General features: G+C 50.9%; 21 protein-coding genes. 7 read left to right on the forward strand and 14 right to left on the reverse strand.

Annotation, left to right across the window (positions count from 1 at the left end; all coding sequences use genetic code 11):
* Positions 1-15: 15 nt before the first annotated feature.
* The 3 genes from IEX60_RS19935 to IEX60_RS19945 all read right to left on the reverse strand — a co-directional run bounded on the left by IEX60_RS19935 (position 16) and on the right by IEX60_RS19945 (position 1,709).
* Entirely contained in the window at positions 16-351 is a 336-nt protein-coding gene (locus IEX60_RS19935) for a hypothetical protein (protein ID WP_188753172.1), read from the reverse strand.
* A 207-nt stretch (positions 352-558) separates the two neighbouring features.
* Positions 559-1,302 carry a Crp/Fnr family transcriptional regulator gene (locus IEX60_RS19940; RefSeq protein ID WP_188753173.1) on the reverse strand — a complete coding sequence of 248 codons (744 nt, stop codon included), beginning with the start codon at positions 1,300-1,302 and terminating at the stop codon, positions 559-561.
* Between the two features lie 5 nt (positions 1,303-1,307).
* Entirely contained in the window at positions 1,308-1,709 is a 402-nt protein-coding gene (locus IEX60_RS19945) for a hypothetical protein (RefSeq protein WP_188753174.1), read from the reverse strand.
* A 180-nt stretch (positions 1,710-1,889) separates the two neighbouring features.
* On the opposite strand from IEX60_RS19945, the gene IEX60_RS19950 reads away from it, so the two are divergent.
* Positions 1,890-2,870 carry a hypothetical protein gene (locus tag IEX60_RS19950; protein ID WP_188753175.1) on the forward strand — a complete coding sequence of 327 codons (981 nt, stop codon included), beginning with the start codon at positions 1,890-1,892 and terminating at the stop codon, positions 2,868-2,870.
* 3 nt (positions 2,871-2,873) lie between these two features.
* Here IEX60_RS19950 and IEX60_RS19955 read toward each other — a convergent pair whose 3' ends face one another.
* From IEX60_RS19955 to IEX60_RS19970, 4 genes are read right to left on the reverse strand one after another with little or no spacing between them, the layout of a single operon-like run.
* The gene (locus IEX60_RS19955; RefSeq protein ID WP_188753176.1) at positions 2,874-3,050 is read right to left on the reverse strand and encodes a hypothetical protein; all 177 of its coding nucleotides are present in this window, start codon (positions 3,048-3,050) and stop codon (positions 2,874-2,876) included.
* On the reverse strand, positions 3,043-3,297 hold the full coding sequence (locus IEX60_RS19960; protein WP_188753177.1) for a hypothetical protein: 255 nt from the start codon (positions 3,295-3,297) through the stop codon (positions 3,043-3,045). Before IEX60_RS19960 ends, IEX60_RS19955 begins: the two co-directional genes overlap by 8 nt.
* On the reverse strand, positions 3,264-3,674 hold the full coding sequence (locus IEX60_RS19965; protein WP_188753178.1) for a DUF5675 family protein: 411 nt from the start codon (positions 3,672-3,674) through the stop codon (positions 3,264-3,266). Before IEX60_RS19965 ends, IEX60_RS19960 begins: the two co-directional genes overlap by 34 nt.
* On the reverse strand, positions 3,674-4,429 hold the full coding sequence (locus IEX60_RS19970) for a hypothetical protein (RefSeq protein WP_188753179.1): 756 nt from the start codon (positions 4,427-4,429) through the stop codon (positions 3,674-3,676). The genes IEX60_RS19965 and IEX60_RS19970 overlap by 1 nt, the downstream gene beginning before the upstream one ends.
* Before the next feature lie 153 nt (positions 4,430-4,582).
* On the opposite strand from IEX60_RS19970, the gene IEX60_RS19975 reads away from it, so the two are divergent.
* Entirely contained in the window at positions 4,583-4,825 is a 243-nt protein-coding gene (locus IEX60_RS19975; RefSeq protein ID WP_188753180.1) for a hypothetical protein, read from the forward strand.
* Positions 4,826-4,827: 2 nt separating this feature from the next.
* Entirely contained in the window at positions 4,828-5,028 is a 201-nt protein-coding gene (locus IEX60_RS19980; RefSeq protein WP_188753181.1) for a hypothetical protein, read from the forward strand.
* A 233-nt stretch (positions 5,029-5,261) separates the two neighbouring features.
* Here IEX60_RS19980 and IEX60_RS19985 read toward each other — a convergent pair whose 3' ends face one another.
* From IEX60_RS19985 to IEX60_RS20015, 7 genes are all read right to left on the reverse strand, one after another.
* Positions 5,262-5,885: a hypothetical protein gene (locus IEX60_RS19985; RefSeq protein WP_188753182.1), complete on the reverse strand. Its 624-nt coding sequence runs from the start codon at positions 5,883-5,885 to the stop codon at positions 5,262-5,264.
* Positions 5,886-6,061: 176 nt separating this feature from the next.
* The gene (locus tag IEX60_RS19990) at positions 6,062-7,957 is read right to left on the reverse strand and encodes a GxGYxYP domain-containing protein (RefSeq protein ID WP_188753183.1); all 1,896 of its coding nucleotides are present in this window, start codon (positions 7,955-7,957) and stop codon (positions 6,062-6,064) included.
* Between the two features lie 11 nt (positions 7,958-7,968).
* Complete coding sequence (locus IEX60_RS19995; RefSeq protein WP_188753184.1) at positions 7,969-9,615, reverse strand: RagB/SusD family nutrient uptake outer membrane protein; 1,647 nt, start codon at positions 9,613-9,615, stop codon at positions 7,969-7,971.
* A gap of 7 nt (positions 9,616-9,622) precedes the next feature.
* On the reverse strand, positions 9,623-12,592 hold the full coding sequence (locus tag IEX60_RS20000; RefSeq protein ID WP_188753185.1) for a SusC/RagA family TonB-linked outer membrane protein: 2,970 nt from the start codon (positions 12,590-12,592) through the stop codon (positions 9,623-9,625).
* A 141-nt stretch (positions 12,593-12,733) separates the two neighbouring features.
* Positions 12,734-13,807 (reverse strand): LamG domain-containing protein, encoded by a 1,074-nt coding sequence (locus IEX60_RS20005; protein WP_188753186.1) that lies wholly within the window; start codon positions 13,805-13,807, stop codon positions 12,734-12,736.
* Positions 13,808-13,964: 157 nt separating this feature from the next.
* Complete coding sequence (locus IEX60_RS20010) at positions 13,965-16,475, reverse strand: AfsR/SARP family transcriptional regulator (protein ID WP_188753187.1); 2,511 nt, start codon at positions 16,473-16,475, stop codon at positions 13,965-13,967.
* A 165-nt stretch (positions 16,476-16,640) separates the two neighbouring features.
* Positions 16,641-18,071 carry a Gfo/Idh/MocA family protein gene (locus tag IEX60_RS20015; RefSeq protein ID WP_188753188.1) on the reverse strand — a complete coding sequence of 477 codons (1,431 nt, stop codon included), beginning with the start codon at positions 18,069-18,071 and terminating at the stop codon, positions 16,641-16,643.
* 236 nt (positions 18,072-18,307) lie between these two features.
* Between IEX60_RS20015 and IEX60_RS20020 the strand changes: the two genes are divergently transcribed.
* From IEX60_RS20020 to IEX60_RS20035, 4 genes are all read left to right on the forward strand, one after another.
* Positions 18,308-18,925, forward strand: a complete 618-nt coding sequence (locus tag IEX60_RS20020; protein WP_188753189.1) for an RNA polymerase sigma factor — start codon at positions 18,308-18,310, stop codon at positions 18,923-18,925.
* Positions 18,926-18,994: 69 nt separating this feature from the next.
* Positions 18,995-20,194: a FecR family protein gene (locus IEX60_RS20025; RefSeq protein ID WP_188753190.1), complete on the forward strand. Its 1,200-nt coding sequence runs from the start codon at positions 18,995-18,997 to the stop codon at positions 20,192-20,194.
* A gap of 117 nt (positions 20,195-20,311) precedes the next feature.
* On the forward strand, positions 20,312-23,614 hold the full coding sequence (locus tag IEX60_RS20030) for a TonB-dependent receptor (RefSeq protein WP_188753191.1): 3,303 nt from the start codon (positions 20,312-20,314) through the stop codon (positions 23,612-23,614).
* Positions 23,615-23,643: 29 nt separating this feature from the next.
* Positions 23,644-25,293: a RagB/SusD family nutrient uptake outer membrane protein gene (locus tag IEX60_RS20035; protein ID WP_188753192.1), complete on the forward strand. Its 1,650-nt coding sequence runs from the start codon at positions 23,644-23,646 to the stop codon at positions 25,291-25,293.
* Positions 25,294-25,301 lie beyond the last annotated feature (8 nt).

Here is a 25,301-nt window from a genome sequence, read left to right on the forward strand (position 1 = left end):
CCGTGCCGTTTCTGGTCACGGGTCCATAACCTTACCTCCTTCCGCTTTCTCCGTCAGAAATTCTTCTTCCGGCAGGTAATTATCCAGTGGCGGTTCCACATAGAACCACTCGTATTTAATCCTTTCATCACAGGGCGGGCAATCCACGAGCGTATCGTAGTAAAAGGGTTCGCTGCCGATACTATCAAGAAATTCTTCGGATACGTAGTCACCCGGTACGGGCTGATCGACAGTGAGCCGATTCAACAAGTAAGCGATCAACGCACCGGTTGTGATCAGCACAAGGATATCGAATTGATAGTTACGCCATCCCTGCCTGCGAGGCACTGAGTTTTTCTGTTCGCTGTCCATAGATGATACCTTCCTTTCTGTTTTTTCAAGCGGGTGGGGCGGTCTTCACTCCCGCCCTACCGGCTTATCCCGAAACCTATGCCCATCGATCGGCTCACCTACCCTTCGTGTTCGGTAGTAGCAAAATTAGGGTGGGGTAGCCCCTTAAAATTGCCCACAATGGGTCGTTATAAATCAGATATTTTTTGTACGGGAGAAGAAGAGACACTACCGCTTGCGATAATACTGTTGTTTGGCCCGTTGGTAAGTAGATGAACTGATTTGCAGGATGGCACATACCTGCTGTATGGGCAACTGCGGAGCCAACCGCGGGTAGGCATCGAAAAACGCCATCAAGCGGGCTTCGCCCGTAGGTTGCCGGAAAAGGGAATCAAACACCGCATCCTGCTCCAACCGCCGCTGCTTGAGAATATTGATGAGCTCACTGAAGGCATGGTACAATTGCTGCGCTTCCTGCAACCGATAATTGGGCAATAGCACCACCCGGGTATCATCAAGCGCCCGGATGAACACTTCATCGTGCCGCTCGGTAAAGGCATGCACGGTGCCGGTAAAATAGCCGCCCTTGGTGACGAGCCACGGCACCACCACCGAACCGTCTTCATCATAACGCATCGCCATCACAGCCCCCTCCAGCACAAAATTCCAATACGGCCAGTAATCGCCTGCCCGCGCAAGGTATGTACCCGGAGGATATACCATTACTTTGGCGTAGGCCTGCACAAAGCCAATAGCTGCGTTTGGGGTATGTGGCACGTGGGAGGTCCAGAAGTTGATAAAGGTCTGCATGACATTCTCTTCTCTTTTCAGGGCATCAGGGTATTCTACGGCCAACCGTCTGGCCGCTTGCATAGGCGGCCCCCGCCCATAAGCACCGCCCGTTAGGCAAACCGGAGGCACTGGGTTGCCCTCAATGGGCGGCGTTAAGTGTAGATCGTGCGAGCTAAGCATACGCGCTATTTCCGATAATACCGTGAGATAAACTGGAACGATCCGGTTGCTCCACTCGTAAATAGTTCGCTGGTAGAAGCCTGCGAAACATTGTCTGTAGTGGTAATGATCTTGCCCCATTCCTTCTCCTCCTTGGCTGGTGGCTTGCTAAACACGCTATACGTAATCGGCAGCCGGTGTTCCATCACAAAGGGGACCCGTGAGGAAACAAAGGCAATAAAGGAGGCCGATAGCTCATTTTCGATGAACTGTGCCTGACTGGGCGTGAGCGTAAAATGCTCCGAGATCCATCCACTGAAATCAAAAGCAAGCCCGCGGGCTTGTTGCTGCAATTGCTCATCGGGGAGCGCATACAATTCATTCAGAACGGTTTGAACACCTGTCGGTGTTAAGGGTTGTTTTTCCATACTTTTTGTAAATTTTAAGTGATTAAACATGTTTTTTCGGAGATTAAAACTATATTAGCCCGGCTAAACCGTCAAGCACGTAACCGTAATCTACCAGATTTTGAGAATCTTGACGGCATTTTTGAGAATGCTTAGCCGCACGTTTACCAATTTAAACAGCTTAACCAAACACAAAACCAAATGACCTACTTCATTCATTTTTTATGTAGAAAGCCCCTTTTCTTCGATGTATTTATTTTCTTGCTGCTTTCTATTTACTGTCATGTGATTACCGTTTTTCATCGACGTGAGTCAACCTGGGAGCTTGTACATATGCCTCAATATTGGAAAGCACTGGGATTTACCTGGGCATGCGCATTAGTCGTGATGGTTTACATCCGATTGAACAACCGGCACTTCGGCAAGCAATATGGAATACACGACGGTGTGTTAAAACGCCTGTCAAAACAATGGTTATGGAATTTTCTGCCGCCTGTGTTTTTCGTACCGATTGCCGTAACTGTTTATTATGCCGTCAATAACACCAGCATCGGCGAACGTGGCTATTTCCAAAACGAATTTGCCTTTGTGTTTCTCGGTATCTTCTGTCTGGTACTGCTCTACAGCAGTTTTGATATACTCTGCTTTGTGGTCAGCGAAACAGAAGAGCGACGCGCATTTGAAGCTTTCAAAGCGCAGGTGCTGAGCGAACAGTCTGCCACTCCCATACCAACGGCACCTGTACCCGAAACGGCTCCGGCCATCCAGGTTCAACACTATTTCAGAAATGAGCTTCACAGCCTGCCATTCAGCCAGATTGCCCTGATCGAGCATCGGAATAATAAAACCACCTGCTACACCTACGATAGCGGAAAATACCGGTTGCCGACCACGAAAGAGGAGCTGCTGCGATTTTCCGAAGCACAGGGATTCCATTGGTTTTCGCCTTTCTACGGCTTTGCGCTTAATGCCATTGCATACCTCGTCTCAGGAGGAGACGGCTCGTTGCTCATAGCACTCAAATCCGGCATCCAACCAACACTTCAAAAACAAGTGATACCGCCCAAAGAAGAAGCGCAGCAATTCTTTATCAAAATCCACAAAAACAAGGCGCATAAAGTGCGCAATTGGTACAAGGAGCTGATGGAAAAAAAAGGCCGCCCCGGCTCGGAGCGGCCTTGAAAGCTATTGCCTCCGCCTACGTACCAGGCGTTGCAGCAACCATGCAGTGAGAAAGCTCACCGCGGCACCTACCGCTGCCAATATAGCGGTGTGCAATACATCCGCCCAAGGCGGGAAACCGGCAGCGCTGAGCAGCGTGCCACCCAGGATGCCAGCCAGCAGCTTGCTATCGCTATGCATCGGGCGGTTCCTCCTGCCCCGCTTCCCCCTCCCCGCCAGTCGGCGGCCGGTCCGGCTGTCCGGCCTCTAAGGCATCAAGCAAACCCATGACCAAGGCAACATACCGCGCGCCGGCCACCACCTTGGGCGGCAGTTTCAACGGTGCGGCAAGGACGGCCCCGGCAACGGTGGAAAGCCCCTCCTTTAACCGCCGGTACCACGGCAACCACCCGCTCATCGCACACCCTCCTGTACAATGGTAAGCCATACCGCTTCTCCTGCTTCCAGTGCGGGGTAGGCGATGTCCTTGAGGCGCTCAAGAGCCACCCGGCTGAATACACCCTTGCCCGGAGCCATCACCTTGGTAACCGGCGCAATGCATCCCTGCAGTTCGGCAAGTGCAAAGTTGGCCGGATGGATGAGAATGGCCTCACGCCCCGGCACACCGGTTACAGCCAGCTGGTCGCCGTGCTTGAAGTGCTCCCGCCGGATAAGCCGGTAGCGCCCTTCGGGAATGCAGCTGATCATCCGCCGGTTATTGCGCCACGGAAGCTCGATGGTTTGGCAGATCTGCTTTTCCCCGTGCCACAGCACACCGTTGGTACCTTCAGGATGGTAGGTCCGGATGAGTCGTAGCTCGGTCATCAGACGGTGAGGTTAATGACAGACATCGGATTGTACGCCCCGTTGTTGAGCGGATAAACAGCCCCACGGTCTTCAATGTAGAACGCTACGCCGAATACCACCGCAATGGGCAACCCCGCATCTGCCGGAAGCGGTAGCGACAACACCGTTTCCTCCACCACCGGTTCTTTAACCGCATGCTGTGCACTCGAGGCCATCGATAACGTAGACTCGCCGTCCTCACTGAAATCCAGCGCCACGGCGCCCGCAACGAATTGGAAGTGCGTAGCCTCCACAGGTTTGGCCAACCGTACTTTCGGATCAATTGCTGGCACCGTTACCTGCACCTCGCCGCTTTCGGCATCCACCGTGATAGCGAGCTTGGCAAACAGGGTGTTGGCCAACGAGGTGGCGGAGTTGAAGTTGAAACGATTCAGGATAGCCAGGTTGGCAGGTTGCACCTGCCCCTCGCCCCTTACGTTTTCAGAGTCGGCCCGCACCACCCGTACCATCCGGCTGCCCAGCCGGTTAGGCATACCCGGATCATAGGTAAAGAGGATGAGCGGCCGCAAGGCATCGCGCAGGTGCTTCGCCGCCCGCGAAGCCGTACGGAAATCCGCATTGTTTTCGCGCGTACGCTGGTACTTCGGGTCCGTGGCAATGCGCTGGGCAGTTACACCGCCCTTTTCACGTACCTGATGCCCATTCTTCGTTTTGTAAAAGGTCAAATCCCCGATTCTTCCTTTTAATTTTAAGAAACTGTCTTGTTGTGCCATGATATGACTTTTTTAACAACCCGACAAAGTTCCGGACTGTGAATTTGGCGCATGTCGCCCCATGCCGCATGTGGCGCAATTGGCGTTATTGCCGTAAGGACACCCAATTGTCGCTTTTGTCGCTTGGATGGTTTAAGCACCACGCTTATATTTGTGAATAGTAAACCGTCATATCCGGGGAATAAGCCCCCCCTTGGCCGTAGCCCATTCGCCCCCTATCCGCCCCTGCGCCGCATATGCGTCGCTATATATTCGCTAAAAAGCGGCAAAAGCGGCAGGTTAGCGATACGTAAGCGTAGGGAAGGCGGCAAAACGGGGGTGGGAGGCACCTTTGACACCCGCACGGCATTTGATCAACGGCTCACCGGCTTTTGGCCGGGGCCTAAATCTTTCTAACCATGAAGAACACAAAAGTTGTGATAAACGCACACGAAATAAGCATCATTCTAGGCGTAAGCATACGTCAGGCGCAACGACACAGGCGGCTGATATTAAAGGAACTGGGTAAAAAAAGCAACCAGGCAGTCACTTACGAAGAGTTTTCCGAGTATTCGGGTATTCCGCTGGAAATCGTATTAAAGGCATGCTTCGGCCGCTAACGTGTAGTTGACCTTGCGCGTGTTTAGTCTCTCGCTGAAGTAACTTTTCCATTTAATAGAGTCAGCGCGTATTCAGACAGTTACGCGGCAGCCTGGAGCTGCGGACTGGAACGATTGAATCGGAAACCGGAAATCTCCTTGATTTCCGGTATTGCCAACACGATGCCGGCATCGCCTGGAAGATGCTCACCCTTATGTTTAGCAACTGGGGAGCGTTAGCGTAAATTTGTTTGCTATCTGTTTGATGCGTAAAACTCCCCATCGATTACAAGGGGCGTTTCCAAGTTAACGACATTTCCCTGGGGCGTCGAGTAAGGTAATAATCCCCGAGCCATTACGCCGTGAAATGTTCCCTTAATGTAAGTTGAGGTAACCTCTTTCAAAATAACGTGAGCTGAACCGGTTTGAAACGAGTCGTTCATCACAAAAACATACTGGCCCGCCAGCGCTTCGTTGAGATAGTGTAAATCTATTTGATCTTGTTTGTCAGCGCTACCCGTGGTTTCGTCTGGCTCGAAAGTGTTTTCGTATTTTTTGTTTGGTTTCCAGGAGTCGTACACAAAACAATTCAGGGAAAGCGCCTCTTTTCCTTTCATACTCCCACTACCTGCCACCGTTAAACTGAACTGTTGGTAATCGATAGTCTCATCGGGAGCTTCACTCAGCAACGCCGTTACGCCCGACTTATACTCAACACGCTCGCCATTGACGGTCATCGTCACATAATAACCATCTTCGTCGTCCTCAATCTCCGGCAATTCATTTTTTGCACAAGCCGATATGACCAAAACCCATGCGATCAGCGCAAGTTTGTTCCATAACAAAAAAGTCTTCATTGTTGCGATCTTCCTTTTCATTTCATTAAGTTGTTTTAGTAGACCCGACAAATCTAACGGCGTTTCCCGTCAAATGAAATACTCAATAGTGAGTATTTTAGACAGTTTTTTCATCACAGCCCGCAGACACCGGGCCGCAGATTCAGGTAAAAGAGGCTGTCAAAAGAGACAGCCCCTCCAGGCGACCGCAGTACGCGCTAATAAAAAGTCTTCAGGTACTGCTCCGTTTGCTCCGGCTTGTAGTGCATACGGATACGCCAGATCAGTTCCTGCGGATTGATAACCTCAAATTCGTCGCCCAGGTGATTTTTCATCAGTTTAGCGGCAGATGCCCCATTCAAATCCCCGTCGGTATTTTCGCCGGTCAGGTCGGTACGGTTACCTGTATCCCGGAATTTACTCCATGCGTGCACACTGATTAGGGAAAAATCGTTGTCGGCTTCCTGTGTCAACTGCTGCGCAATGTAGGCAGGGGTGCCTTCCCGTTCGTTATTATAAGAGCCGAAGTTCCACAGCGAGTAACGCGCCGTTACCACCGGAATTTCAAAACCGGCGCTGTTCTTTAGCCAAAATATTTCCCCGGCTCCGCCCGCGTAAGGCGAATATTGAAGTGCCACGATGCCTTCAAGCTGGTCGTTGGCATCAATAAACGCCTGGTAACCGGCCATCGCATCGGCAGAGGTTACGTCTTTGGCCATCAGACCGAGCAGCTTGACACGGTGCTGGCGCATGCTGTTGGCCACGCGGTCGGCAAGTTTGGCAAGCAGCTCCGTCCGGTTGCCTTCACGCCCGTAATTATCCGCATACTGGTAGCCCCCACCCAATGCCTCAATCAGTGTGGCATCACGGTGCTGAGATCCGATGATGTGATTAAACTGTGCAGGTGCCATCTGATTGAGGTTAGACACCGGTATGCCAAATCCCATTTTCATTTCAGCTACATCGCCGTTCTCATAAAACCCGCCTACAAAATCATTCATCATCCACTGGATATTGTCGCCATCCGAAAGGTAAAACGAAACGAATTTTTTGTTTTTCTCCCAATCAATAAACTGTGGATTTACCACCTTGGCCAAAACCGGCTGCTGACGCTCGCGGTATGCGAGGGAGGTAAGCGGCAGGTTGTAGCTCCAGTCATTGGGTACCCATACGTGTCCCGTGATGGACGCTCTATTGACAAAAACCTCCTCATCTACGCCCTGCTCCCACCCGTAAATCGGGGCGCCGGGCTCCAGCCACTTCAAGATCTCTTCAAAAAGAGGGAGGTTCTGCCCGGCACCGGGGTTGTTATACTCCTTATTGATATTGACCACGAATAGGTTATGCATGATCGCGAAATCGCGCAGCTCGCCCGTCTGCACGGGCATAACAACCAGTGCCTTGTTGCTTACCTGCCCTTTAAACTCCTGCCAGGCGTCTGCGGTGGTTTTCGTACGCGCATCGTACACCATGGCATAACCTGCATTGTCGTAATTGGCGCGGTCCCGCACGTCCACGATGATGCCGTTATGGACGGATGCCGCCACGGAGGCGACAATACCGCTTTCGGGATTATTCGTCACATCGGTAAGGACGTAGCCATCAAAAAGATCTTTGAGCTGTAAGGCAATACCGTCTGACGGTCCGTAGTTATTGCGTGCCAGTTCAATACCACTTTGCATACCCTGCTCACTGATCCCGAGGTCACTCAGGGCTTGCTTGGAGAGGCTATAGGACGAACGCCCGGCATGGTCATGCAGCCACACACCCACCTCGCTGCGGCCCTGCTGTACAGCACGGTTAGCCAACCCGGCGAGCGACTGGCAGAGCAGGTGGTACTGCAACCCGCGTATTTCTTCCGTCTCGCCGATGTTGTTCCGGCTGCCCACGTTGAGTACCTCCACGCAGTTCCAGTAACGTTTGGGCTTTACGGTCATCTCCGGCAGATTGTATTGCCCGTTATCTCCAATGGGGTCAACTAATTCTTCATATAAGCCGGGGAGCTGTTCATCCAGTCCTTGGTTGATTTTTGGTGAATTGTACTTGCTGCAGCCTGCAACATTGACGCAGGCCACTAATAAGAGGGTCTTGAAAAACATAGTTTTTGTTGTCATGATCATACGCGTTAATATCCCTGATTCTGCTCCAGTCCGTTGGTCTTGTTGATCTCGTCCTGTGGGATGGGGCGCAGTAAGTGATTTTCATTGATGTTGTCATACTTCTGAACGAAGATATTTTTCGCCTTGGCCCGCTCAATGAGTTTACCGGTGCGTTTGAGGTCAAACCAACGGTCGTGCTCGCCCAGTAATTCGCGTGCACGCTCATCCAGCAGGTAGTCCAAATCCACTGTACTTACCTTCAGATGGTCCTCAAATGCAGCTTGGTCTATTGCTGCCCGCTCGCGCAGTGTGTTGACACGCTCGGTTGCCTGGGCAACTTGCCCCGCACCCAAGTAAGCCTCGGCTGCAAGGAGATAGGCATCACTCAACCGGAAAATCACGTCTTCACGTGTTCCGGCGGCTCCCCAATCCATTTTGGTATCCTGGAACTTGCGGATGATGGGCATGCGGTCAATCGCAGCGCTCAGTACCGGAAGCGCCGTGGATTGCGGATACCAATTATAGTCATCTCCGTTACGGTAGGGGTAATAGTACACCGCCCCCTCGTCTTCGCCCGATTGGTCGTCCCAACGTGGGAAATAGATTCCCAATGAACCATAATCTGCATGGGAAGGGTTATTGATGTAGAAGTGTCTTTTGAAGGTGGCGTCATAGCGCGTATCCAGCTCGGAATCCGTAAAGTATTCATGCACGCTGGGGATGATCCAGTACCCCCTGTTCATCGCAGAGTAATCCGATTGGACTCGGGTAAACATGGCCGGCTCAAGCGCAACGACATTGAACCCAAACAGCGCCTGCTGTGGGTTTCCGCCTCCTTGAAAATTTCGGTCAGAGCCATACTGTATGGCCCAGATAACCTCACTGTTGTGCTGATTGCTTTCATCGTAGACAGATGCATAACTGGACAGCAGGCGATAATCGCCCTGCTCACGGATGCTGTCAAACAGCGCAGCCGCTTTCGTGAAATCTGTGACATTACCGAAAGGTTTGTATGCCCGGGTGAGGTATAGCTTTCCCAACAGGAATGTCACGGCTGCATCGTTCACTTCTCCGGCCGTTCCGTTACCGAATGCCAATACACCGCGAACGCGTTCCAGATCTTCAATGAGATACGAGTAGATGGTCTCTTCAGGTGTACGGCTCACCTCGTAAAGCACCTCACGCTGCTCTTCGGTGTAGAAAGGCACAGGGCCGAACGTCTCCACCAGGTAGTAGTAAGCCAGCGCCCGGAAAAAGGTACCCCGGGCATTCATGCTTGCGTAATCAGTACCGGCAATTTCAGGGGTGCATCGCGCAAGCAGGATGTTGCTCTCCTGGACAATCTTATAGAGGTTGTTCCAGTATCCGCTCACTACAGGCGCCGTTGAATTGAATGTCTGGTCGTAACCATTAAACATCCGTTCGGTTTCGCTTTCCGTAATGGCCATGTACAGGTCGGTTCCGTAGTACTGCAATTCGCCGGTATTGAAAACATTCCTGAACTTGGTGTACAGGTCGACAATCAATTTTTGTTGTCCATCCTTGGTTTCGTAAAAATCATCCGTAACCACAGATGGTGTGTCTGCATCCAGGTAAGAAGAACATCCCGAATGCAGCAGACCCAATGCAAAACAGAGGGTTAGGAAGGTGAGTGTTTTGATATATTTGTTCATCGCGGAATCAGAATGTAAAGTTAACGCCCAGGTTAAAACTCATTGGAAACAGGGAAAGCTGCGTGTATACGTTCTCTCCGATGGTTTCCGGATCAGGTCCCTTGTAATCGGTAAACGTAAAGGGGTTTAGTGCCGTGGCAAATACCCGGGCACCTCTGCCGCCAATGCGCGTCAGGATATGCTGCGGCAGCGTATAACCCAGGGTCACGTTCTGGATTTTGACAAACGTGCCGGGCACTTTGGCAAGCACCTGTGTGTGGTACGATTGCGCACCAATCTGCGGGTATTCATTACTGCGGTTTTCCGGAGTCCAATAATGGACATCCAGCTTATTCCAATGCTCGTTATCCCACGCGGTAAACATGTAGGTGAAATCGTCGTTATACAAGCCACCGATGCGGCCGTAAACAAAAACCGAGAGATCCCAGTTGCGGTAGCTAAAACTGTTGGTCAAACCGAAAGTCCAACTGGGCGAGGGTGTTCCCAGCACTAGATAGTCTCGCTCATCAAGTACACCATCGTCGTTCTGGTCTTTCACCTTGATATGCCCGGGCGATTGCCCATAGCGCCGGGCTTCATCAATTTCCTCCTCCTGCCAGATGCCCAGGGATTCAAAATCGTAAATAACCCGGATGGGCTGCCCGATGAACCAACGGTTTGCCAAGTCATCAGCCCCGGTGCCGTAGAGTTCTTTGATACGGTTACGATTGAGGCTGAATACCGCATTTGTTTTCCACTGGAATCGTTCACGGGAAATGTTGGTGCTGTTCAGCCCGAACTCAACACCCCGGTTGCCGGTACTGCCGATGTTGCGCAGGATGGACGTATAACCGTTAAGACCGGCCACCGCCTGACGGAAAATCAGGTCGTCGGTTGTACGGTCGTAAACCTCTACCGTACCCGAAAGGCGGTTGTTCCACACCGCAAAATCAAGACCGGCATTCCATTCAGAGGTCATCTCCCAACGCAGGTCGGGGTTCCCTTTCGAGCCTCCCAGCCCATACCCATTCGTTCCCGTCCCGCCAATGGGGTATTTGGAGAGATCCAGGCGGCTGAACACCACGTCGTAATCAATGTTATTATTGCCGCTTTTGCCCCAGCTAAGACGGAGTTTTAAGTCATTGAAAAGGCCGCCGCGCATAAACGTTTCTTCCGAAAGTCGCCACGCCACCGCTGCCGAGGGCATAAACCCCCACCGGTTGCCCCGGGCTAAGCGGGAGGAACCGTCTGCCCGGCCGGTAAGCGTAACAAGGTATTTATCCTGAAAGCTATAGTTTAAACGCCCCATGTATGACAGCATACTGGATTCCCAGTAATAGCTGCTTACGTCGGTAATTTCTTCCGCCGATTCGATAGCATGCCAATCGGAGTCAAAGGGCATGCCGATGCCGCGCATCTGAGACCCTTGGTGTGTCTCTTGTTGCATGCTGAAAAGGCCGATGAAATTCAGGTGATGCCGATCGTTGAACCACTTGTCGTACGTAGCGGTGTTATCCCACACATAGTTGGTGTTTTTGCTTTCTCTTCGGAAGGCATCCGGCGCATTCACGCCCTGCTTACCCTGCGTGTAGGTGCCGATCCATTCGCCGTACAGGTCGTTGTCCAGCTGCATGGCCAACTGCGATTTGAGGATCAATCCTTCAATAAGCTTATACGACGCAAACCCCGCCATGTTTACATAGGTAGCATCCGTGATTTTTCGGTTGTTCTCAATCTGCACGAAGGGATTTATTTTGCTGGACGTAGGCTGGACTTCAAAGGCATAGTTACCTTCGTAGTCGTACGGGCTGGCTACCGGCGGGATAAAGTATGCGTTGAGCAGCGCATCATCCGCACCGTGGTTCGTTTTATTGAGTGATAGGTAGCTGTTCATGCCAACTTTGAAGCGATCGGATGCACGGTGCTCCAACCCCAGGCTAAAGGTATAACGCCTGAAATTCTCATTACCCACCATGCCGTCATCATCGTTAAACCCGAGGCCGAAGGCATAACTGTTTTTTTCGGTGCTGCCGTTTGCATTGACGTGGTGCTGGTGGCTCATCGAAGGCCCCGAAACCTCACGGAGCCAATCGTAATACTCGCCGTATTTTATCCGTCGCTTTTCGTCATCGGTCAGGAAATCGGTCCTGCCCAGTGAGCTTTCACCGTATTTGGCCCGCCAAAGTGCAATTTTGTAATCGACATATTCCAGCCCATTTCCCAGGTTTCCGATCATGTCCGGGATGCGGGTGGGCGTTTTAAGGGATAGATTCCCGCTATACTCCACCTGAAAACCGGGCGCGCGGTTAGCCGCTTTGGTGGTGATAATCACCACACCATTGGCGCCCCGGGAACCGTAGATTGCCGATGAGGAGGCGTCTTTGAGAATATCGATTGTCTCAATATCGGCGGCGTTCAGGTGTCGCATACCGGAGTAAGACGGAATGCCGTCAATTACGTAAAGGGGCTCGTTGGAGAAGTTGAAGGAGTTGGTTCCCCGGATCTGGATACTCATATCGGTACCCGGTCTGTTGTTGGTTTTGGTAACCAATACGCCACTGACCCTTCCATTGAGCGCCTCGGTCACGTTGGTAGCCTGCGCACGTACAAGGTCGGCACTTCCTACTTGCTGGATGGCTCCGGTGAGATCCTTCTTCTTGACGGTCCCATATCCAAATACAACAACGTCTTCCAGCATATTCGAACCGGGCTGCAACGCAACGGATAGCGGATCAAAAGAAGTTACCGCATGGGTGTAGGTATCGTACCCCATAAAAGTGATCGTAAGTAAATCTCCCGTTGAAACCGCAATGCTGAACGCGCCGGACTCATCGGTTGCCGTGGTCTGTTGATTAGACGCGCGCACGGTGGCTCCACTGATGGGCAATCCGGTTTCATCCGTTACGGTACCGCGGAGCGCTTGTTGCGATTGGGCTGATGCAAAGAAACACAGGCCCGTCATCAGTGCAACAATAAAACTGCTTATTAGTTTATTCATGAGAAAATAATCTGTTCTTTAATGGCCTCATGGAACCTGTATTTTCATTGCCACCAGTTGCTTTCAGCGGTAATGAAGCTTGCGTTTCCTTTTATGTCAGGTGCCGGCATGACAGGTTTCATATGATCTGTAGCCGCTTGGTTAATTAATGAGTTTATGCCATTTATGTTGACCGACGATTTTAGCACTGAATTTGCCGGTCTTATCCGCAATATGTTCCGGATTGTCAGGAACCTCGGTAAAGTCCCACGCGCAGATCAGGTTGGATTCACTTCCGCTTACCTCGCTTGTCATCAAGGATTTGATGTCATCCTGACTCTTTGCGGTATCCCACAGCCTGAATTTACGGATGTAGCCGGTCATGCTCCGGTTGTTATCTTCCGGCTCAATAAAGGCCCACATTTTCAGATTACGCGTGTTGGGTTGATATTTCTGCAATATTCCTGCGTCGTCCCGGATATCGTTGGTCTTCGTGAAAAAAACCTCGCCGTTGACGTACATTTTCAGTTGGTCTGCCGAAAGTGATTCGTCATAAACCGCTACGATGTGGTTCCACTGCCCATAATTGGTCGGAAAGGCTGCTCCCCATTCCAAAACGCGGTCTTGCTGGGGTCCCATACCCAGCGTGGTACGCAGATTTGACCCCATGAAGTTAAGCATCCAACCTTGCTTGATACCATTGCCGTCGTGGCTGAACGTAGCGATAAAATCGCCGATGGCAAACTCGAAAAATCCCGGATCATACTTCAGCCAGGCTTCTACCGTAAACCGGTTGGACCCACCGTACGCTGGCGACTCTCCAAAATCGATGTACCCCCTTCCGTCGATACCGAACACCTGAAGCTCCGCCGGGGTGCCGGGAGCCAGTGTGGTTTGATACGCGTTCATGAACGTAGAAATGGCCTTAGAGGCGGCAATGCAATAGGCCTCGGTTTCAAAAGGCAAAACAAAATAGCCTGCCTTCGCCTTGGAAATTCCGGTACGGAGTTCGTCAATGGCCGATTGGAATTCATCCGCACTTTCTTGCGGAAATGTACCATCAACCGCCCCGATTTTGGCCGTGTCAATAATGCTTTGCATGCTGTCCAGATGGGTCATCAGACAACTGAGGTCTAACTCAACGACCTGCTGCGGTTTCTCGCTGCATCCGTTAAAGACACCTCCGACTATCCCCACAAGGAATAGCCACCTCGTCAATTGTTTACGTACACTCATAAATTTACTTTATACAGGTTCTTAAAATTGGCAACCATCGACACCCTACCTGCCGATAGCTAAATCGATTTCAATATTACATTAACCGGGTTAACGCATGGGTTAATTTCGGGGTTAATAGCCTTTTTATTTTGCTAATCCTGTTGAGGAGGTTAGTTTAGGAGCGGCGCTTTTCCAAATCTCTGAAGGTGAGAGGAAGGGATTCATTCATTAGGCTTTGGTAAAAATGGCTGAAATGCTCAAAACGTCTCATCGCCTCTGTGCGTTGTCTGAGATGTATCATGGCCTGAATTTCATACTGAAAGACTTCCAGGTTTGTGGGAGCGGTTTCTAAGCATAATTTAGCAACCTGAATAACCCGCTCGTAGTCACCCTGCGCGTAGTCCGTTTCAAGCTGTTGCTGCAATACTTGCACAACCATACGATCTACCTCATCCTTGATGTCATCAAGCAACTCATGTTCCGCAGTTTTGAGAAACTTACCCCGGCTCAGAATAGCCTGGCTCATCGGGCCGGATCCTTCCCCCGATAGGTACGCTTCTTTAAAATGCAGGTAATCTACAAAGCAGTTCGTTACCTGCAGCCTGTAGTGATTATCCTGATAGACCAACGAGATACCGGTGAAGTTGGCGAGCAACTTGCGGAACTGGTTGAGCGTAACACCCCGGATGTTTTTGGTCGATGTGAGTTCTTTTTCGGGCCACAGCAAATTGCTCAGTTCACTGGATTCGATGCCCTTATTAGGGTATCGGGACAGAAAAAGTACCAGTACGTGCTTGAGACGGCTGCTGAAAAGATGCGATATATGGACACCTTTTTTATCAAACACCTCGAATTTTCCGAATAAGTAAATGGCGTTGCTGAGTGGCAGTGCAAAGGGTTCCGCTGACCCAGTTTGAGGCGATTGATCCACGGATACGGTTTGGCCGGCTTTTTTGGCCCGTCTTTTATATACCGCAAACACAACGGATGCTACAGCCGCTATGCAGGCTATCCACAGGTACCAGCGGCCGGTGCGGCTGTTGCCGACGCTGGCATATTGAATCAACTCGGCATGGCTTACAGCGGGGGCTTTCAATTCGTACACGGTAATCTTCGAGGAAACTTCTTTGCTATCGAAAACCTGCGTAACAGCGTAAAACGTGTTGAGTGGTGGATAGAAAAACAAGTTGGCATTCGTCTTGATCTTTTCGGACGTAATGGGTATCGTGTCGCCCAGCGCCACATAGTTACCTTTATCGATCGAAAATCGGTAAAGCTGCAAGGCCGAAGCGGAACGGTACTCAGGATAAAGGAGCGTATAAAACGAGGATATCCCATCATATACCATATTTCTGACGGGGACAACGTTATCAGCTGACCACGGTTGTTCCCAAAGACGCTGCATCCGGTAGGTATCTAAGTTTAGCCGGTAAAGATCATAGCGGTAAACCCGACCAATGGTGTTGTCTGCAGCATCATTGCCCATGCCACCGAAGAGATACAGGTCGTTCGTTCGCTGATCATAAAAGGATGAGGTAAAGTACCGTGGCATGATGCGGTCGCCACTCGTGGCTACGGTGTCCCACTTACCATCCTGCGTATCCAATGATAGAAACACGTTGCTGTAGCGGTCATTGCCGAACCCGCCGAATAACAAATAGGGGATCCGCACGGTGGGCTGTCCCGTGTGATGATGCAATTGCATCGGGACAAAATCCGTGCTAATCACTGTTGAGCGCAGCGTAGTGAGGTCTACCTCTACAATTGTCGGTGAGTCAATCGGAAGATCGTTAACTTCATAAATATACAGCTTCTCCTGGCGTAAAAAACTAGTGCCAAGTCGGATATCGATAGGCAGGGGTGCCGTGAAACGGTGGTTGGATAGGGTATTAGACTGGAGGTCTAGCTCGAAAAGCTGATAACGATCAAAAAATAACAGGCGTCCGTTCGCCGCATCAAATTGATATCCACCTGCATCGGCCATTTCAATGACACGGCCAGATTGCCAGTAATACGATTCGTTGATCAGCCAAATGGGGTTTTCTACCTTACCAAGCGACTTACCCCCTAACGCATGAATGGTATTTCCGCTGCTTTCCCTAAGCGGGAACGTGAGGTGCTCGTTATCTAACGAGACCTTCAGGTTGCGTATCGAAAAATCTGCAATATCAATGCTGAAATCACTTTTGCCAAAAAAAACATTATTGTAGGTGATGGTTCGGTACGGAAACGGGATGACCAAAATCTTGTCAAGGACATGCCAGGTAATCGCTTGCTGGCCTAAATCAAAATTCAACAGCAGGTGAATCCATTGATCTTTCTCGAAATTTTTAGGGTCGAGGAAGATAGCGCCCAACTGATCGAGCCCTTCCTCGACCAGCTTGATCTCCAAACGTCCGTCATCTAATTTTCGACAGAAAACATTCAGTGTTTTATTGGGCGCTTCGAGCTTAAGCCGCATGAGGTTTCCATACCCTTGGGGCTGGTCTAACCTGAAATCAAATTGAAATGTAAACTGTTCGAGTAGTTTGCGGTGTTGGAACGAGGAACGGAAATGAAAAAGGTCGATGGCAGTACGATCCTCAATCGGGTAGCTATTGCCCTTAATGCGAAGCCCATGGCCAAAGCTACCTATTGCAGACAGCAATAGCAGTGTACATAAGCCGTATGAAAGCAATCTGCACATGAACGGTACAATATTACACTTCCACGGCGCAAATTGCAACTCAGTCGGGAGCTCGTTCAACTCTATACGTTGCCTGCCGTTCAGCGAAACTCATATTCATGATAGCCATCCCTCCCGCATAAAACATTCCCTTGATGCCGGCAGAGATGGCTATCCGCAAAACATTCAGAACTTCCGGTACTCGCCGCTGAGATACTGATTGGCCTTTTCTTCTTTGAACTGGGCCGTTTCAGCATCCCAGTGCAGGGTTTCACCGGGAAAACGCCCGGCAATGGTACCCAAAAGGATGGTCTCCGTAAGCCGTGAAGCATACTCAAAAGGTGCAGAACACTCCCCTTTACCCAAACAGGCATCCACAAACTGGTGGTAGTGCTTCGGCCCTTCGGTATCGTAGTTGCGGATCGGCTCGCCCAAACCATTGGCTTCACTCACCTTGGCTATTTCCTTTGAAATATCAACATACTTACCCTTAACGATTTTGCGGGGCAACTGCATGAAATGGGGCAGCAACAGGCGCCCCTTCGTACCCACAAACATGGCTCCCTGATCCGGCAACTCGTTTTCACCTGCTACCATCGGATCCAGTGAAACTTTCCCCTCGCTGTCTACGCTTGCAACTGACTTCTTCCCGTCTGCCTTGGCGTCCATGCCCGGCAGTACCAAGTCTTCGTGCTTAGCAGGGGCTCCCGGCCCATCGTACCAAATCCATTTCAGGGACTTGGCGGTATATTTCGTGCCCGGAAACTCATAGGTCACCGTATTGTGCTCCGGAAAGCCAAACCCGTTGGTAGGCCGGCACTCGTTGGTGATGGTGCGCGGCACATCCAGTTGCAGCGCATTGTAGGGCGTGTCAAAAATATGCACCCCCATATCGCCCAGGGTACCGCAGCCATAGTCCATCAATTTCCGCCACACTCCCGGGTGATAAAACCCTTCTTTGTAGGGCGGCTTGGGCGAGGTACCCGCCCACAGGTTCCAGTCCAGTTGTGTGGGTACCGGATCTTCGCCCTCCGGGGGAGGACCGTCGTACCCGTGGTTCTTCGGCGACCACGCGTGTACCGTATGTACCTTCCCGATAATGCCGGATTGGATCAACAGCGTGGCAAGCTTGTAGTCATAAAAAGAGTGTACCTGAATGCCCATTTGGGTAACCAACCCTTTTTCAGCCGCCAGCTTTTTCATCGCACGCGATTCAGATACATAGTGGGAGAGCGGCTTCTGGCAATACACGGGTTTATTTTTCTGCATGGCCAGCATGGAAGCCGGAGCATGGGTATGATCCGGCGTGGATACGATAACCGCATCAATTTCATCGGCCATCTCGTCCAGCATGGCACGGTAATCAAAAAACACCCGGGCCTTGGGATGCAGTTTGTGCGCGGTGGACAGATTCAGGGCGTCCACGTCGCAAAGGGCCACCACATCCACATCGGGATGGGAAGAAATGGCCTTCAGGTCTTCGGCCCCCATATTTCCTATGCCGATATGTGCGGTCCGCAAACGTTTCCCGGCCGGGAAAGCTCTCAATAAAGAAGGGGCCAGCATAATCCCCAGCGCGCCTATTGCACTATTTTTTAAGAATTCGCGTTTATTCATAATTTGGTGTTGATTCCATTTAATCGTAGCCGAAAATAGAACTATTGTCTGTTTATTCCAAATATCCGGATATTTTTTACGGGTTCTCATCTGCTGCACGTTGTGCTTGCCGTGCATGGAGCATTTTGTCGATATCACTCTTCACCTTCGTCGGGTATTGTTTCAGCCAATTGGATAGGTGATAAATGACGATGCTGATGGCTAATAAAACACTTGTGCAGAAATAATCGATACATTTGCGACAACGAATTCACAACGTGCCATCCGACACCACATACAACGAACGGGAAACACTCAGTCTGCTGCGTGATGGCAATGCACGGGCATTTGAGGCGATTTACCAGCGCCATAAACGCACGCTCGCCACGAATGTACTCGCCCTGGTCAAATCGGAAATACTGGCAGAGGAAATTCTTCAAGAGGTGTTTTTAAGGGTGTGGCGGCACCGCGAGCGGATTGATATCGATAAGCCTTTTGAACATTATCTGAATACCATCGGCCGGAACCTGGTGTATGATACATTTAGGAAATTAGTAAGGGATAAGCAATTAGCAAACGAACTCCAGACTTCACAGACAGAAAGTTACTTGCACGTGGAAGAAGCACTACTGAAAGCGGAAAATCGCCAGCTCCTGCACGCCGCAATCGAAAAGCTGCCACCGCAACGGAAAAAAGTATACACTCGCTTCGTGATCGATGAGAAAAGCTACAAAGAAATCAGTGAAGAGCTGGGTATATCCAAAGCAACCATCAACGAGCATATCCAACTAGCCAACCGTGCCATTGTGCTGTTCTTCAAGCAATCCGGCAATCACTGGATAGAAATCGTACTCATCACCTTGTTGCTTTCTTAAAAAAAATATTCAGCCCACCCCTTACTTTTTCTTTTCCAATCGTATTCTAATAAAATTGAGGGATACATTTTGGACCAACATATTGCCTATTTACTAGCTCAATACAAGGCAGGACGCTGTACAATGGAGGAACTCAGCGAGCTGCAACAGCTTTTCGAATCGGAAACGCACCGGGAAGTATTGGAATCAGCGCTGATGAAGATGCTGCAGGAGAAAGGGGAAGCCCATCCATCCGTAGAACAAGCGTTAGCCCGTGTGCTACAGCATACGGACCGCCGATTGTATGCACAATCGCCACTCAATGAGCTCAAATCAAAATCACGGAGCATCCAAAAGAGCGTAGTACACATCAATAACCGTTGGATAGCAGTGGCTGCCGCACTGCTACTGTGCGGTACAATAGGGTACTTCATCTGGCAGTATGAAAACCAGCCACAAGATACAGCCACGGTGGCACAGTCAAGTGCGCCTATCCAGCCGGCAAGCGGCAAAGCTACGCTGATGCTTCCCGACGGCCGGGTAATCAACCTCGGTAGCAATGGAAAGATTACGACCTTGGATATGGTCGAAGAAACAAAAGACCGTGTGATTTACCACTTGAATGACCAAGCTAAATCTAACATACCTCAACTGCACACCATCGCCACGCCAAGGGGTGGCACTTACCAGGTGCAGCTGGCCGATGGTACGGAAGTATGGCTGAATGCCGCTTCATCCATTACCTTCCCCACACGGTTTACGGGAGAGACAAGGGAAATCGAGATACAAGGTGAGGTCTTTATACAAGTAACCCCTCATAAAAATAGGCCGTTTTTGGTGCATACTGGCAGCCAGACAATCGAGGTGCTTGGTACGGCTTTCAATATTTCGGCATATGCCGACCAGCGGGAAATAACCACGGCCCTGGTAGAAGGCGGGCTGCGTGTCATCGATGGCGGCAACTCGGTACGGCTTACACCGGGTGAAATGGCCATCAATACACGAGGGAGCAGGCCCACGCTCGTGAAGGAAAAAGCAGATCTGGACCGGATACTGGCCTGGCGGAACGGTATTTTCCGATACAATGGTCAACCGATCGAAGACATTATGGCCGAAGTGGGGAGATGGTATGACGTAGACGTACGGTTTGAGGGCGACGTATTCGCAAAACGCTTTGCCGGCGAAATATCACGGTTCCAAAACGTTACAGACGTGCTGGATATCATCGCGCTTACCGGCTCGGTTAACATTAAATTGGAAGGGAGGGAAATTATAGTAAAACCGCGCTGAAATCTGAAAATTGAGGAGAAAAATACCTGAGGCGATAGCAGCGCCCCAGGTAAGATGTGGGTGCCTTACCCACATTGATCAATAACCGTATTAGAAACTATATTAATCAATTATCAAATGTATAAAAATTTATGTGCATTTAGATGGGGTAGCTATGCCTCAACGAAACTGATCATCATCATGAAATTAATAGCCTTGCTGATTCCCTTGTTCGTCCTCAAATCGTATGGTACTTCGATTGCCCAGCAAGTCTCCATCCAAGTGAAGAATGCGACGCTCGAAGAGGTGATCGCCAGGCTAAGACCGCAAACTCCCTATAAATTCTACTATGACGTAGACATGATCAAAAAGGCTAATCCGCTCACGCTGGATATCGTAAACACAACCCTTGAAAACGCGCTGGAAAAATGCTTCGAAGGACAGCCTCTTTATTACTCCATCCGAAAGGGCATCGTGGTCATTCATCCGCGCGGAAAAGAGGCAACACCAGCGGCGTCCGAACCCGCTCTCCAACAGCAGACCGTGCGCGGTACCGTGCTGGACGAAAACCGCCAGCCACTGGAGGGGGTGAACATAAAGGTAAAAAATACGTCTGCCACCGCATTTACCGGCCGGAATGGCACGTTTGAAATTGCAGCAGATGGCACGCAAAACACGCTCGTCTTTTCTTACCTCGGATACCGCACGCAAGAGCAAGTGATCGTAGGAGACGAGCAGGATTTGCTCGTACGTATGGAACCTGAGGAAAAGGATATAGAAGAAGTGGTGGTGGTTGGATATGGTACACAGCTGAAGCGCGATGTAACAGGTGCAATCACGTCCATCAAGGCGAAAGACCTGCGCGAACGGCCGGTTACCAGTGTGCGCCAGATGTTGCTTGGCAGGGGTGCCGGCGTATATGTAACAAACAACGGCAACAGGCCCGGAAACGAAGCAACGGTGCTCATCCGTGGCAGAAGGTCTTTCAATGCGGGTAACGATCCGCTCTACGTCATAGACGGCATACCGATAAACGGCGGATTCAACGATATCAATCCGGATGATGTCGCGTCTATCGAAATCCTTAAAGATGCTTCAGCGGTTGCCATCTACGGATCGCGGGGCGCTAACGGCGTGGTATTGATCACCACGAAACGCGGCGTATCCGGAGAGCCGTCCATCCGCTACAATGCATACTTCGGGCTGTCCAATCCCGTGCGCTATATCGACGTGATGGACGGTAATGCTTTTGCCGAGTACAAACGCGAATCACGCAGGGCATACGGACGGTACGATGACAGCGACCCCGAAGCGGACACCAAACTTTTTGAGCCTATTGAACTCGAAATGCTCCAACGCGGGCAATATACCGACTGGCAGCGTCTATTGGTGCAAAATGGCCAGCGGCAAAACCACGAGCTGAATATATCCGGTGGCAGTGATAAAACCAATTATTCCGTATCATTGGGTTACTTCAATGAAAAGGGATACCTGCCGGGGCAGTATTTTACGCGCTATACATCGCGTATTAACCTGGATCAGGAAATCGGCCGGCGCATTAAATTTGGTCTCTCCACCTTAGGGTCTTTCAGCCAGCAGAGCTCGGCAAACTCCTTTGGGTTGTCGCTGTTTTCCAACCCCTTATCAAAACCCTACGACGAAGCCGGCAACGTATTATTTTACCCTACAAACGATGTGACCATGCCAAACCCCATGGCAGATCTGGTAGATGGGGCGGTCATCAACCGGGCGAAGCGCTTCCGGTTGCTGACAAGCCTATACGGGCAGGTGAATTTTACCGATGACCTCTCCTACCGGATCAATGTAGGGCCAGACCTGATCTATGCAGGTGGAGGCGATTTCAGGGCTTCCAATACCTCGGCACGCAACCAAGGGCTGTCGTCTGCGGGCGTAAATGGCGACCTTACACTGCTTTACACCATTGAAAATTTACTTAACTATAAGAAAACTGTTGCCAATAAGCACCGGTTTGACGTCACTGCTCTCTACAGCATATCGGCACGCACCAACGAAGGGATGACAGCCGCTGTACAGGATCTTCCCGTAGACCAGTTTGAGTACTACAACCTAGGGGCTGCGTCACAGATAAACGGCGTGGGCAGCAGCTATGAGAAATGGAGCATCCTTTCCTACATGGGCCGGATAAATTATTCGTTTGCCGATCGCTTGTCGCTCACGCTGACGGGGCGCGCAGACGGTTCTTCGCGTTTTTCAACCGAGGAAAAGTGGGGCTTCTTCCCTTCCGCAGCCATTGCTTACAACCTGCACGAAGAGGCATTCCTGCGGCGACTGCCTGCACTCGATCAATTCAAAATAAGGCTGAGCTACGGCAAGGTGGGTAATACGGGTATCAGTCCGTATGCCACGCAGGGTTTATTGGGTCGTACGGTGTACGAATTCGGTGGCTCGGAGGCTTATGGGTATCGCCCCATATCCATACGAAACGACCAACTGCGATGGGAATCTACAGCGTCTGCCAACTTAGGGATAGATTTTGCCTGGTTTGACAACCGCCTGAGCGGTACGCTGGAATTCTACCGTTCCAAAACGACCGACCTGTTGCTGCCCCGCGTGCTGCCCATCTCAGGTGGATTCGGTGAGGTATTGGAAAATGTGGGAGCTACGCGCAATACGGGTGTGGAAATTACCCTGTCTTCTACCAACATCCGCCGGGAGAACAGGGGTAACTTCACATGGATGACGGACTTCAATATCGCCACCAATAAGGAGGAGATACTCGAACTATCGCAGGGCAAGGTAGACGACGTGGGCAACCTGCGGTTCATCGGTAGGCCGATATCGGTCTATTACGACTATAATAAAATAGGGATCTGGCAACTCGGGGAAGAGGAAGAGGCTGCAAAATTCAACTCATCAGTGGGCCAGGTACGGGTATTGGATCGCAATGGCAATGGCGCGGTAGACCAGGATGACCGCATGTATCTCGGCACAAGTGTGCCCAAATGGACGGGCGGGATGAACAACCGTTTCCAATATCGGGGTTTCGAACTTTCGATTTTCGTGCAGGGACGCTGGGGGAACAAGTTCCGGAGCGAACCGCACCAAGGGAATACATTTGCCCTTCAGGGGCGGTATAACAACCTCGATGTGGATTACTGGACCGAGAGCAACCCTACAAATGCCTATCCCCGGCCTAACTTTAACCAGGCACGTCAGTACGCATCTACACTCAACCTCTTTGATGCATCGTTCCTGCGGGTGCGGAATATCTATTTGGGATATGACTTCGCTCCCGGTATCGTCCGGCGTATTGCGGCACGTGCGCTCAATGTATATGCCAGCGTACAGGACCCATTCATTGTATCGCCTTATGTGCAACAGCACAACGGTACCGACCCCGAAATATCGGGTAGCCCGTCACTGGTAACTTACACCTTGGGGATTAGGGCTAATTTTTAATACCTGCTTTATTATCAAATATGAATATCATGCAAAAAAAAGTTATATACTTCGTCGGAATCGCCGTCATTTGCCTTTCTTGCCACAAGGAACTCAACGAAGATGCGCGCAGCCAAGTCACCGACAACTACCTCAGCACACCGGAAGGGTTTGAAAGCGGGGTAAACGCCGCTTACAGCTTCTTAAGAAACTACTACGGTAACGCTGCAGGTACCTTTCTAACCGAGGCAGGCACTGATACGTATACCATCGCTATAGGTGGCGACCGCGATTTTAATAATTACTCGCCAAATCTGGGTCCCACAAAAAGCCTGATCACGTCAACGTGGAATAATTTCTATATCGCTATAAACGCTTGCAATGCGGTCATCAGCCGGGGCCCCGGGATTCCGGGGCTGGATGAGGAGCTCCGGAACAGGCGGGTGGCCGAAGCCCGATTTCTGCGTGGGCTGTACTATTTCATACTGGTGCAAACATTTGGTCCTGTACATCTCTCGCTGGAGGAAACGCAGGGCGTGGTTACCACCGCTCAACGGGCGCCGTTGGCAACTATTTACGAAGCCATCGTGGCCGATTTGTCCTATGCGGTAGACAACTTGCTGCCGGTAGCCGACCAGTACGGCCGGGCGACTAAGCCTGCGGCACAGCATCTGCTGGCGAAAGTGTACCTCACCCGTGGCTGGAGCGAAGCAAAAGCTCCGAATGACTTTGCCAATGCGGCCCTACTGGCCGAGCAGGTAATCAACGACAGCAAACATCAACTCTTGGAAGATTTTGCTAGTGTATTTGCTATCGGTACCGGCGAGCAAAACGATGAGGTGATTTTTTCCGTGCAATACGGACAAAATGTGCTCACGAATGGTGCCGGCAACCAAACTCACCTGCATTTCGTTCCAAAATACGATATTTTGCCCGGCATGAAGCGCGATGTGGAACTCGGCAGGCCGTTTTCTTACCTTCGCCCCACTGATTTTTCGCTGAACGAATTATATAAGCTCGGACCCGATGCCCGCGAAGAAAAGACGTTTATCCGGCTGTACCGCGCTAACAATCCGGGCACCTATACCATCCACGGCAGGCAGGTAGCGCTCCAGATGGGAGATACGGCAATATTTTTCCCGAAAACCGAATTGACACCCGAAGAAGTGCTGGCAACAAATTACTCGGTATTCCCGCCGAGTAAGGTGGATGAGGGAAATTTCCCGACTTTGCGCAAACACTTGGATCCAAACCGCCCCGACCTGAATTACGAAGCGGGTTCACGGGATTTTATTGTGATGCGCCTCGCCGAGACGTACCTGATTGCTGCCGAAGCGTACCTAATGGCAGGGCAGCCCGAGAAGGCATTGCCCTTTGTAAACGCGGTGCGCAGACGCGCAGCAGCATGGGGTAAGAATCCCGATGAAACCGCCAGCAATAAAGTGGCTATGGAAGTTGGGGTGAGCGACCTTTCCATCGATTTCATCCTGGATGAACGGGGGCGCGAGCTTTCAGGCGAGTGCTTGCGCTGGTTTGATCTTACGCGCGCCGGTAAACTGCTGGAACGGGTGAAAGCACACAATGAACTGGCAGCGGCCAACATAAAAGAGTACCATGTGCTACGCCCCATCCCTCAATCGCAAATTGACCGTACCGACGGTGGCAACGCTGCCTTTCCACAAAACGAAGGTTACCAATAAACAGAGCA

Origin of the sequence: Parapedobacter defluvii, from assembly GCF_014642075.1 — a bacterium.
GTDB classification, from domain to species: Bacteria; Bacteroidota; Bacteroidia; order Sphingobacteriales; family Sphingobacteriaceae; genus Parapedobacter; species Parapedobacter defluvii.